This window comes from Winogradskyella tangerina (assembly GCF_003260205.1).
GTDB classification, from domain to species: Bacteria; Bacteroidota; Bacteroidia; order Flavobacteriales; family Flavobacteriaceae; genus Winogradskyella; species Winogradskyella tangerina.
In genome coordinates this window covers 94,082-106,919 of the sequence record NZ_QERF01000010.1, presented here as the reverse complement: position 1 = coordinate 106,919, position 12,838 = coordinate 94,082, and the positions used below count along the sequence as shown (strand labels likewise).

Here is a 12,838-nt window from a genome sequence, read left to right as displayed (position 1 = left end):
AAAAAATGTTTAGAAATATCCCACATCTTACTTGCATAATTCTCTGGATGGGTTATGCATTATTGCTGTTCAATCAATCATTGAACGCACAGAAAATGTATGTAGTTGATGGATTGGTATTCGAACAGTATAACCACGAATATGGGCTTTCTAACAATAACGTTCTAAGTTTTAAAAAAGATTCGAATGATTTTTTATGGATCGGAACAAATGACGGCTTAAATGTATTAGATGGGGAAAAGGTTCAACTTTTTAAAGGATACCAAAATGACAATAACTTTTTTAAGGGAAAGTTTACACATAGCATTTTTGAAGATTCTCATCAGAATATCTTCTGTGGTACTAGAAACTCTGGACTGAATATTTACGATAGATCTAAAGGTCATTTTATAAATATTGACGAAGCCTTATTACAGGATGCTCAATCTCGGTTGATCAAATCAATTATAGAAATTGCCAATCTTCAATACGCCCTACTTACCGAAAAGGAGATCATTTATTTTAGTTTGAATTCTGAAAATGCAATAATCGAAACTTCAATTCAAGAGCTTCCGCTTAATGACCGTGAATTCACAACTAAACTTTTAATTTTCAATAATGAAATCTACTTGAACACCAACAAACGGTTATTAAAAGTTGAGGGTAACGAGTTTTCCCTGATATATTCTCATAAATGGCTTAAACATTCTAAAATCAGAAATGGCAAGTTTTGGGTGATGAATGAAGAACAAATTGGATATTTCTCTGAAGATTTTAAATCTATTAATTGGATCGATTATAAGTTTATCATAAAACCTCAATATGATAACGACTACTTCATTGATTTTGACGTTTCATCGAATAATAAGGAAATATGGATCGGCACTAGACATCAACTAATACAGTTAAAATTGAATAATGATAACTCCCTATTATCTTCTAGAGAAATAGAATCTATCGTCCGAATTAAAACTGTTACAATGGATGCCCTGCAGAATGTCTTTATTACTACAAATGGTAATAAAGGACTCATTAAGATCGATGGAGGTCAGCATCAGTATGAATATATCAAATTCCCAAAAGGATTTGAAAAAGAAAATCGTCAACATAACTTTAACGAAGACAATGAAGGTAATTATTGGATAAGTGGTAATACTGGTATTTTCAAATACAACATAAAATCAAAGACTTATCATAAATGGAATAATGAATCATACAAAGCTTTACCTCACTTAAAAATCAACGGTCAGATAAAAGATCGGAACGGTAAGCTCTGGTTTGGCACTGCAAATGGTATTGCTGATTATGATGCTAAAAAGAATAGTTTCAATTTTTACGGCGATAACGCCGATAACTACTGGCAAAGTTTTACACATCATTTAACTCTAGATAAGGACGATCATCTCTGGTATCTAACTGATGGCAGGCTCAATCGAATTGACAAAACTTCTAAAACTCATACGTTTTTTGAAAGCGATAAAATTCACACACTCTACATTGACAAAGACAACTTTTTATGGGCCACCAATGGCGCAATGGAATTGGTAAAATACAATATCAATTCTGGTGTCCCTAAACCTATTAAAACTTATTTTATTGCAGAAGAGCTTAGGGACTATATTACTCATAATATATTTGAGGATAAATTTGGGCGCTTTTGGATAGTTAGCTTTAATGGCATTTATGTTTACGATCGAGATGCAGAAAAAGTGGTCTACCATATCAATAAGAATAACCTTCTACACCATGAACTGCTCTATGGGATTACGCCTGATAATCGTGGAAACTTTTGGGTTGTTCAATCGTTTAAACCAGCAATTTGTATAAGTTCAGAAACCTTCGAAATCATTGAAACATCACCAAATTGGATGCGTAGAGAAGGAAATACGGAAATATTCTCTGGTCCAACGGCTATAGACGATAATGGTAAAAATTTTACCGATGGTACTGGTGGTTTTTTCGTGTATCACTCCGACAGTCTGAAGGTTAATGAGCAACCTCCAAAAGTCATTTTACAAGGACTTAGCTTAAATGGAACTGAGCGATTTAACAATTTTCTAGGTTCTAACAACTTGAGTTTCGAAAATCTTAAATATGATGAAAACAACATAACACTTAATTTGAAGGCTGTAAACCCAGCCACAACCTATAAAACACTCTACGCTTATCGTTTATTAGGTAATTCTAATGAATGGAATTACACCAAAAATCTCAAAACAGTAAATTATAACGGTCTACCTCCTAACAAGTACGAGTTGCAAGTAAAATCAACAAGTAACGGCGATTACTGGAGTCAACCACAAACATTAGCATCTTTTGATATTTTTCCTCCGTGGTGGCAAACTACTGTGGCATATTTAGCATATGCACTTCTAGCAGCACTAATTATTTATGCCTTCTATAGAACTCAATTAACCAGAAAACTTGCCGAATCTGAATCTCAGAAACTAAAGGAGGTCGATGATTTTAAAAATACCTTTTATCAAAATATAACCCACGAGTTTAGAACACCACTTACCGTTATCACTGGTTTAGCGAATCAAATAAAAGATGAAAAATCTCCCATTATAAAACGAAACGCCGAACAACTTTTAAATTTAGTAAATGAGTTGCTTGAAATTGGCCAGATTGAGGCCAATGTCTCTAAGTTAAATAGCACAATTCAGGATGTTGTTTCATTTAGCAAATATTGCTTAGAATCTTATTATTCGCTCGCTAATGAAAAAAACATTGTTTTGGAGTTTCATAGTAATAAGGATGAAATCTTCATGAATTACGATGTGCAAAAATTTCAACTAATTCTAAGCAACCTCATCTCTAATGCCATAAAATTCACTCCAAAAGAAGGCCTAATAGAATTAGTGATTACTGAAAATAACGATACGGTAATTATTTCTGTCAAAGACAATGGTACTGGGATTCCAGCAGATGAACTACCAAATGTATTTGATCGCTATTATAAGTCCAATAATGAATTGAATGCCGCTGGAATTGGCATTGGTCTATCTCTAACAAAGGAACTTGTAAAGTTGATGGATGGAATAATAACGGCCTCAAACAATGAAGATAAAGGTACATGTTTTACTATGGAGTTTCCATTAGCCCAACAAGCAGAAGATCAAGTTGCTCAAATCGATAACGACAATTCGGGTACTTTTGAAATGGAGTCTGACCAAAATTTAATTCTTGTTATCGAAGACAACCAAGATGTAAGAGATTATATCATTAGCATTCTTGGTAAGCGCTATAAAATAATTTCAGCAGTAAATGGAAGAGACGGAATAGAAAAAGCTACTGAGTCAATTCCAGATATTATCATCTCAGATGTTATGATGCCATTTATGAATGGTTATGAAGTCTGTGAGTTTATAAAGAATGATGAAAAAACAGATCATATTCCTCTAATTCTTCTGACCGCCAAAGCAGATAAAAACTCTAAAATTGAAGGTATCACCACAGGAGCCGACGCCTATTTAAGTAAGCCATTCGATGAAAAAGAACTGCTTGCTCACATTGATAATCTTATTCAATCTAGAGAAAAACTCAAGAAAAAATTCGCCAATGAAATCAACCAGGAAGCCACTTCCAATAAACCATTGAGTCATGTTTTTTTACGAAAAATACAAGACCTAATTTTAGCGCATCTAGATGACGATTCCTTTGGAATCAATGAAGTTTGCAACGGCTTAGGCATCAGCCGAACACAACTTCATCGCAAAGTAAAAGCTCTTACAGGATTATCAACGTCCATTTTTTTAAGAGAAATTAGGTTGAATGAAGCCTATAAACTGCTTATCAATTCAGAACTTACGATATCAGAAATTGCATATCAAACGGGTTTCTCAGATCCTAATTATTTCTCGAAAGTATTTTCAAAAAAATATGAACTCACCCCAACTCAAATTAAAAACCATTCCTAGTTTTATTAAAACTTTACAACTTTATGAGTCATTATTTGTTTTTTGAAAAGATTGTGACTTAGAAATTAATACATTAGAATATCAATTGCTACCATGAAGATTATACTCGTCATTTTTTCACTTTTATTCAGTTTGAATAGTTTTTGCCAAGATCAACCATTAAAAGTTGGCGTTATAGGATTGACACATACGCACGTACATTGGATTTTCGGAAGCGAACCAAGAGGAGATATTAAGATTGTTGGTATCGTAGAATCTAATAAGGAATTAGCACAACGCTATGCCGATCAATATCAATTTTCGATGGATATGGTTTATGATTCTATGGAAGAATTGATCGAAAAGACCAAACCTGAAGCAGTTACCGCCTTTGGTACAATTTACGACCACTTAGAAGTTGTTCAGATTGCGGCTCCAAAAGGAATTCATGTAATGGTTGAAAAACCCCTTGCTGTGAGTCTTGAGCATGCTAGAGAAATGAAGGCCTTAGCCGAAACATACAACATCCATTTACTCACTAATTACGAAACCACTTGGTACCCAACAACACACAAAGCCTACGAACTTGCAAAGACAAAAGACACTCTTGGTGAGATTAAAAAAATTATTGTTCGAGATGGTCATAAAGGACCTAAGAAAATTGGTGTAAATCAAGAATTTTTAGATTGGCTCACCGATCCTGTTCAGAATGGTGGTGGCGCCATAACGGATTTTGGATGTTATGGTACAAACATTCTCACTTGGATTATGGATGGCAAACGCCCTAACAGTGTAACAGCAATCACCCAACAATTGCAGCCTGAGAACAATCCAAAGGTCGATGACGAATCAATTATTTTGCTTCAGTATGACGATGCCGTAGCGATTATTCAAGGGTCTTGGAATTGGCCCATCGGTAGAAAGGACATGGAAATATATGGCGAAAAAGGTGTGATCTACGCAGATAATAGACATGATTTACGCCTAAGAATTAGTGAGGGCTATGATGGCTATGACGAAACAACAATGAAATTACCTGAGCGCGAAGCCCCATTCGATGACCCATTTGCATTATTTGCAGCAGTCATTAAAAACAAGGTTGAACTTCCAGAATTCGACCTCAACACATTAGAAAATAACATGATCGTTGTTGAAATACTAGATGCTGCAAAAGAAAGTGCTAAACAAAATAAGACCATCTTTTTAAATGATTAATTTTCCAGTTAGCATCCTAGTAAAATACAAAGCTTTTACTAGCATTTAATACTTGTGAAAAAACCATTGCTTCAAACTGTGCGTATTTACCTTATGAAGAAAGCTTATTTTGCCTTAGTCGTTGTTCTTATCTGCCTTAATGCAATGGGGCAAAATGATGGCAAAATCACAATTGGAAAAATTGACAGTCTGTATTCTGAGGTTTTGGGTGAACAACGGAAAATTTGGATTCATGTTCCTAGCGGAAATTATAATAACGAATCGCAATCTCAAAAATACCCTGTTCTCTATCTTTTAGATGGAAAATCGAACTTTTATTCCACAATAGGAATAACATCATATTTAAGCACTTCTAATCGGAATACCGTTTTGCCTAAAATGATAGTAGTTGGTATTTTAAATACAGATAGAGTACGTGATTTTACTCCATCAAAAGGTAATTTTCTTGATGGCACGGTTGCCGAGAAATCTGGCGGTGGTACCAATTTCATAGAATTTTTAGAAAAGGAGTTAATTCCATATATCGATTCTAATTATCCAACCGAATCTTACCGTACTTTGATAGGTCATTCTCTAGGTGGGTTAACCGTAATGAACACCTTGATGACAAAGCCAGAGTTATTCAATTCTTACACTGCTATTGATCCTTCAATGTGGTGGAATGATAAAAAATTTCTACAATCTATTAAAACCACAAAGCTTCCAAAGGCCAACAAGACTTTATCTATTTTTTTAGGTATTGCAAACACCTTTAAGATTGATACATCCGCCGTAAAAAATGACACTAGTACTAAAACAATGCCTGTAAGAGCAATGCTAGAACTGCATTCGTATTTTGAAGACATTCAAACTAAAACCAATCTGAATTACAAAGGGAAATTTTATCAAGACGAAAACCATATCACCGTTGGACATATTGCCATTTATGATGCATTACGCTTTATTTTCAAATTTCATCAGCTCGAATTTAGTGACCATGAACTCAAGGATACTAATCAGGATATAATAGCAAGAATAAAAAAACACTACAAAAACGTGTCCTTAGAATATGGAAGACCAATCCAACCCAAACGCTATTTTATTGAGAGTTTAGCAAATAAATTACTGGAAATGAAATTGTATGAAAAAGCTGAAAGCCTATTTAGATATAACATTTCTGTGTATCCAGACGACTCATATACTTATAATATTCTTGGGGATTTTTTAATTACCAGAACGCATAAAAAAGAAGCCATAGAAATATTTAAACAATCCTATGCCATCGATCAGAACTCTTATGCAAGAGACAAAATAAAGGTGTTGAAGATAAATTGAACGAGATACAGATTATTTTCTTGACAGACATCAAAAATAAAAACCGAAACTTCCGGTAATACCAAAACGTCTGGCATCTGGTACATCTAAGTAGTTTCCTCTAAAGTTGAAATCTATTCGTAATACTTTGAAGATATTCGCAACCCCAAAACTATACTCGTAATACACTTTAGAATCTGGCGCTACTAATGGAAATTCAACTGGATTTCCTGTGGTGCTCAATGCAATATTCTGATCTGATAATTCACCCCAAACACCTCTAATACTGGCTATTGCTCTTAGGTTATATTTCTTCAAAAATGGTATACGAGAGAATAGTCGCCCGTTAAAATTATGTTCGAGATGAAGAGAGGTATAAGTATCGGTGACAAATTCGTAGAAGTCTAATTGCGAAAATGTATTATAAATGGAGAAAAACGTCTGGTTTCCTGGCACCACGCTTAATAAAGCTAATGGTACATCACCAAAAGTTTTACCTGCTTCCACCGACGTTACCAGCCTCCCGAAACCACCCACTTGCCATGGTTGGATGTAAGAAAATTGAACCTTTGTATAATCAAAATCACTATCAAACCAATCGCGATCACCACGACTCACCTGTGCAAATAAGCGCGCAAAATTATCATTCTTCTCTTTCCGTTCTACGCCGAAACCTGTCATTTGTCGCTTCGGAAAATAAGATAAAGCTAAACGGCTTTCAAACTGATTTACTTCGGAAGAAATCCCCGTTGGAGAACTTGGATCGTTATAATCTAAACTAAAGGTTGGTGATGCAGATCTCAGTTGCCTAAAACTTCCGTCTAGACGAACCTCAAAATTTCGAAGTGGTTCTAAAGAAAACCCAAAATTGGTTAGACTGATGTTTGTGAGTCGGTCGTTAGCACCGGCAGTAAATACGGCATTCGATGCCAAACTTCGACCTAAAACATCGGTAGAACTGGTTAGACTAGCACCTATTTGCTCTATATCTCGCCGCTGACCACCAAAGAGTGTTAGTCGGCTCCGCTTATCCACTAACCATTTACCTGAAATACCATATTTGAATTTATCATCTCGAAATCCGTAGGCAATAAAACCTTCAAGTCGCCATAAATCATTTTGTCCAAAATAAGTCCTACCACCTGTCCGCAGTCGCAGTCCTTCCACATCATTGAATCCAACGGTGGAAAATATTGGACCATAATCAAAATTTATACTCGGAAATTCAATATATCCAGATGCCAGAATACTACCAATATTATACAGCGTTTTAAATTTCTTCACTGTTTTTAGGGTGTCTAACATTTTATAAACGCCCTTTTCGTCCTTGTTTAAGGCTTCAAGTCTGTTTTCATCCCAAAACGCTTCTTCTCGATTGTAGACGTCGGCATCGTAATTATAGACGACTTTGTCATAAAACTTTCTATCCTTAGGCTCATCGAATTTGTAATTATCGTACAAGGTGGTTCGCTTACCGTAGACACCTCTAGATTTTTCCTTTTTATTAAGTGCAAAATCCGATAAAAAATAGTCGCGTTTTATTAAAAAAACAGAGTCGTTAAGCACTTCGAATTCCTGTTCAATATAAATTTCTTTGACCCAGTTGATATTGGCACTTTTGGAGGCCTGCATATTAATTTCCTTAATAGCATAGGTTGAATCGTTCACCCAAAAATCGCCCTTAAAGGTCAATTCGTTTTTTCGTCTTGGATAGTAAATAATGTTATAACACCATTTGTTATCAATGTAGGCACTATCTGAAAGGACATAGTTATACGTTTGAATCCCAGTTCGGCTTAGCGGACTAACAAAACTTTTATCGAAAAATTTCAGGTAGTTATCATAAACATTATAATCTGAATAAAGATCATCAACAAAATCAATGATCACCTGATTATTACTAAATCCTGAATTTTTATTTCCAACCAGATCCTCACGTTTTTTGTTACGCACATTGTCGCCGTATACTTTCTTAACAGACTCATTCAAGAAAATTGGAAGATAGGTTTTACCAGTTACTGAAGAGGTATCTACCTCTTCAAATACGAACTCCATACCTTTAAAAAGTTTACTCTTTATTAAAGCACTATCGATGGTATTAAGATCGAATTCTACCTTTTCGTACTGATCGTATTCGTACTGTTTAAATTGCTGAACACCGTTATTGCGCTTGCGTTCCCATATTTTTTTGAGAATTCTAATAGCCGGATTTTCTGAAGCCTTCTTCGATTGCTTTCCTGTTACGATGACCACTTCGTCTAAGGATGCTGCTTCTTCCTTCAAAATAAATTTAAGGTCATAGTTAACCTTTTTCGTTAATGGAATTTCGAGCATTTCAAAACCAATGGACGACACAATTAGCGTTTCCCAGGTCTCATCAGACTCTAAATAAAAGCGTCCGTCTTCATTTGTAATGGTACCTTCAGTAGAGCCTTTGAATAAGATATTTACAAACGGAATTGGGTCATTATTCTCATCGAAGACGTACCCACTAACTTTAGTTTGAGCTAGAAGTGTTAAGGTTCCAATACATAAAAAAAGCGTAAGTAATTTCTTTTTCATAGTAAAAAAAACTTCATCAACTATCGTGCAAAACTTTAACACTTTACTTGATGAAGTTAATATAACGCAGAAAACTGCAATTTATTTGTACATAACCTTTTTTACTGCTTTGATGACATCATTGCTATTTGGAAGCCATTCTTCGAGTAATACTGGTGAGTATGGTGCAGGTGTGTCGGCAGTATTTAATTTCACTACTGGTGCATCTAAATAATCGAATGCTTCAGACTGTACCAAATAGGTGATTTCAGTAGCAACATTTCCAAATGGCCATGCTTCTTCCAATACTACTAAGCGGTTGGTTTTCTTAACTGATTCTATCACCGCATTTCTGTCCATAGGTCTAACCGTACGAAGGTCAATAATTTCACATGAAATACCTTCTTTTTCTAATTCGTCAGCGGCTTTATAGGCCTCTTTAATGATTTTACCAAAAGATACGATTGTAACATCGGTTCCTTCGCGCTTAATATCAGCTACACCAATTGGGATAGTATACTCACCTTCAGGAACTTCTCCCTTATCGCCATACATTTGTTCGCTTTCCATAAAGATCACCGGATCGTCATCTCGAATAGCAGATTTTAGTAAGCCCTTAGCATCGTATGGATTTGAAGGAACAATTACTTTTAAACCAGGTGTGTTGGCAAACCAGCTTTCAAAAGCTTGAGAGTGTGTTGCGGCTAACTGCCCAGCTGACGCTGTAGGACCTCTAAATACAATAGGACATTTGAATTGTCCACCAGACATTTGTCTGATCTTTGCAGCGTTATTTATAATTTGATCTATTCCTACTAAAGAGAAATTGAAGGTCATATATTCAACAATAGGACGATTACCGGTCATGGTTGAACCTATAGCAATCCCTGCAAAACCAAGCTCTGCGATTGGCGTATCGATCACACGCTTTGGTCCGAATTCATCTAACATTCCCTTCGATGCTTTATAGGCACCATTATATTCAGCTACTTCTTCACCCATAAGATAAATGCTTTCATCTCTGCGCATTTCTTCGCTCATAGCTTCTGCAATAGCTTCTCTAAATTGAATAGTTTTCATGCTGTAATTTTAATTTCTTCCAACCTTAAGACCGATTTTACGGATTCATTTCTCCTTATGTCAAACTAACAAATGAAGACGTTTATTTGGTACTGGTTTTTCAACGAATAGCAAAAATATGAATAAATGGAAAACTAACTAAATCAAATTTCTTTAAAATTTATTATGCGTGCATAGTAAATATTCGAAATAAAATATTTACCTTCGTAACCGCAATAATTTAGGACTATTTACTGGGCTTAAATGCATAAAAAAAATGGCGAAAATCGGCCATTTTACGAAAACGTTATAGTAAAACATAAACATTTAAAATAAGAACAGAGTATGAAGATTTTAGTGTGTATTAGCCACGTTCCTGATACTACTTCGAAGATTAATTTTACCGATGGCGACACCAAATTTGATACTAATGGTGTACAATTTGTAATTAACCCAAACGACGAGTTTGGATTAACCAGAGCAATGTGGTTTAAGGAAAAGCAAGGAGCAGCTGTGACTGTTGTTAATGTAGGTGGACCAGAGACAGAGCCAACCTTGAGAAAAGCATTAGCCATTGGTGCAGACGCTGCTATTCGCGTAAATACCGAAGCAACAGACGGTTTTGCTGTGGCCAAGCAACTTGCACAAGTGGTTAATGATGGAGGATATGACCTCATCATTGCAGGAAGAGAATCTATCGACTATAATGGTGGTATGGTACCAGGTATGTTGGCTGGAATGATCGATGCCAACTTTGTTACAAATTGTATTGGACTTGAAATTGACGGTACAAGTGCCAAAGCCGTGAGAGAAATCGATGGTGGTAAAGAAACTGTAAACACTTCATTACCATTAGTTATTGGCGGACAAAAAGGACTCGTTGAAGAAAGTGACCTTAGAATTCCGAATATGAGAGGAATTATGATGGCTCGTAAAAAACCATTAACTGTAGTGGAGCCAACTGGTGTATCAGCAGAAACTAAAGCCGTTAGTTTTGAGAAACCAGCGCCAAAAGGTGCAGTAAAATTGGTAGATGCCGATAATATAGATGAATTAGTAAACTTACTTCATAACGAAGCTAAAGTGATTTAATTAACCAAATCTAAAAACACAAAAAAATGTCAGTTCTAGTATATACAGAATCAGAAAACGGAAAATTTAAAAAAGCAGCGCACGAGGTGGTTTCTTACGCCAAGGCCGTTGCAGATCAGATGGGAACATCAGTAACTGCAGTAGCTATTAATGCTGATAACTCAGAGAGCTTAGGTAACTACGGTGCTTCAAAGGTACTTTCTATTTCAGATGATGCCTTAGGTACATTCAATGCTAAAAAATATGCCGCAGCAATAGAACAAGCAGCAAAAAATGAAGGTGCTAATGTTGTCGTATTAAGTTCGAGTGCAGATAGTAGATATTTAGCGCCATTGCTAGCTGTTAATCTTGAAGCAGGTTATTTATCTAACGTGGTAGAAGTACCATCGAATACTGCTCCATTTACAGTAAAACGTACAGCTTTTACTAATAAAGCTTTTGCAAATTCTGAAATTCATACAGACGTAAAAATCGTAGGATTATCAAACAATTCATTTGGTGTTGTTGAAGCAGGAGGTTCTGCTAATGTAGAGGCTTTTTCACCTTCTATACCAGACTCTGGTGTTCAGGTAGAATCTGTAGACAAAGCCACAGATAAAGTGAGTATTGCTGATGCCGAGATCGTAGTATCTGGTGGACGTGGATTAAAAGGTCCTGAAAACTGGGGAATGATTGAAGAATTAGCAGAAGTTTTAGGTGCTGCCACAGCATGCTCTAAACCTGTATCTGATCTTGGATGGAGATCGCATAGTGAACACGTTGGGCAAACAGGAAAGCCAGTTGCTTCAAACTTATATATAGCCATCGGAATTTCTGGAGCAATCCAACATTTAGCAGGTATTAACTCTTCAAAAGTAAAGGTTGTAGTGAATACAGATCCTGAAGCACCATTCTTCAAAGCAGCAGATTATGGTGTTGTAGGAGATGCCTTCGAAGTTGTACCAGCACTCATCGAAAAATTGAAAGCTTTTAAAGCACAAAACGCATAATTTTATTACCTTGTAATAAGAAAGGGCTGTTTAAATTTAGATATTCTTAATCATAAAGCGTTTTATCGAAAGTATTAAGAAAATTATCCAATTCTGCGAATAGCAGTTGGTAAAGTCCAAATTTAAACAGTTCTTTGTGTTTTATAAATTATGAGCTTAGTTCGTTTAAATATCAAGGGCATTTCGTACAGCCAAACACAGAATGGCGCCTATGCTTTGATTCTCAATGAAGTTGATGGAGATCGTAAACTACCTATTGTAATTGGTGCCTTTGAAGCTCAATCTATCGCCATTGCACTAGAGAAAGAAATTCGCCCGCCGCGTCCATTAACTCATGATCTTTTCAAAAACTTTGCCGATCGATTTGATATCGTTGTAAAACAAGTGATCATCCATAAATTGGTTGATGGTGTTTTTTACTCAAGTTTGATCTGTGAACGCGATAAAATCGAAGAAATTATCGATGCCAGAACGAGTGATGCTATTGCTCTTGCTTTAAGATTCCAAGCTCCAATTTTTACGTACAAAAATATTCTGGACAAAGCCGGGATCTACTTAAAAGTTAATCCGAAGAAAGAAGACGAAGAACAAGACAGTATTTTAGTAGATGACCTCATTGCAGAAGAAATCGAGGCCGCTACCGTAGAGCAACAAAGCTATAAAGATAAATCCCTAGAGGAACTTCACAGTCTACTTGAAGAGGCCGTTAATGAAGAAGATTACGAAAAAGCGGCAAAAATCAGAGACGAAATTTCGAAGCGTTAATTAATT

At 35.7% G+C, this 12,838-nt stretch carries 8 protein-coding genes; 6 read left to right on the top strand and 2 right to left on the bottom strand.

The window, feature by feature from the left end; all coding sequences use genetic code 11:
- Positions 1-5 precede the first annotated feature (5 nt).
- The 3 genes from DDY94_RS14370 (at position 6) to DDY94_RS14360 (ending at position 6,407) form a co-directional block, all read left to right on the top strand.
- Entirely contained in the window at positions 6-3,899 is a 3,894-nt protein-coding gene (locus DDY94_RS14370) for a hybrid sensor histidine kinase/response regulator transcription factor (protein ID WP_111685195.1), read from the top strand.
- A gap of 93 nt (positions 3,900-3,992) precedes the next feature.
- A complete protein-coding gene (locus DDY94_RS14365) occupies positions 3,993-5,093 on the top strand; it encodes a Gfo/Idh/MocA family protein (protein ID WP_111685193.1) in 1,101 nt (366 codons plus the stop codon).
- A gap of 93 nt (positions 5,094-5,186) precedes the next feature.
- Complete coding sequence (locus DDY94_RS14360; protein WP_111685191.1) at positions 5,187-6,407, top strand: alpha/beta hydrolase-fold protein; 1,221 nt, start codon at positions 5,187-5,189, stop codon at positions 6,405-6,407.
- A gap of 30 nt (positions 6,408-6,437) precedes the next feature.
- Here the strand turns inward: DDY94_RS14360 and DDY94_RS14355 are convergent, their stop codons facing one another.
- Positions 6,438-8,948: a DUF5686 and carboxypeptidase-like regulatory domain-containing protein gene (locus tag DDY94_RS14355; RefSeq protein WP_111685189.1), complete on the bottom strand. Its 2,511-nt coding sequence runs from the start codon at positions 8,946-8,948 to the stop codon at positions 6,438-6,440.
- Between the two features lie 81 nt (positions 8,949-9,029).
- Positions 9,030-10,007, bottom strand: a complete 978-nt coding sequence (locus tag DDY94_RS14350; protein WP_111685187.1) for a pyruvate dehydrogenase complex E1 component subunit beta — start codon at positions 10,005-10,007, stop codon at positions 9,030-9,032.
- 324 nt (positions 10,008-10,331) lie between these two features.
- Between DDY94_RS14350 and DDY94_RS14345 the strand changes: the two genes are divergently transcribed.
- From DDY94_RS14345 to DDY94_RS14335, 3 genes are all read left to right on the top strand, one after another.
- Complete coding sequence (locus tag DDY94_RS14345) at positions 10,332-11,078, top strand: electron transfer flavoprotein subunit beta/FixA family protein (RefSeq protein ID WP_111685185.1); 747 nt, start codon at positions 10,332-10,334, stop codon at positions 11,076-11,078.
- Positions 11,079-11,104: 26 nt separating this feature from the next.
- Entirely contained in the window at positions 11,105-12,067 is a 963-nt protein-coding gene (locus tag DDY94_RS14340) for an electron transfer flavoprotein subunit alpha/FixB family protein (protein WP_111685183.1), read from the top strand.
- A 150-nt stretch (positions 12,068-12,217) separates the two neighbouring features.
- The gene (locus DDY94_RS14335; RefSeq protein WP_111685181.1) at positions 12,218-12,832 is read left to right on the top strand and encodes a bifunctional nuclease family protein; all 615 of its coding nucleotides are present in this window, start codon (positions 12,218-12,220) and stop codon (positions 12,830-12,832) included.
- Positions 12,833-12,838 lie beyond the last annotated feature (6 nt).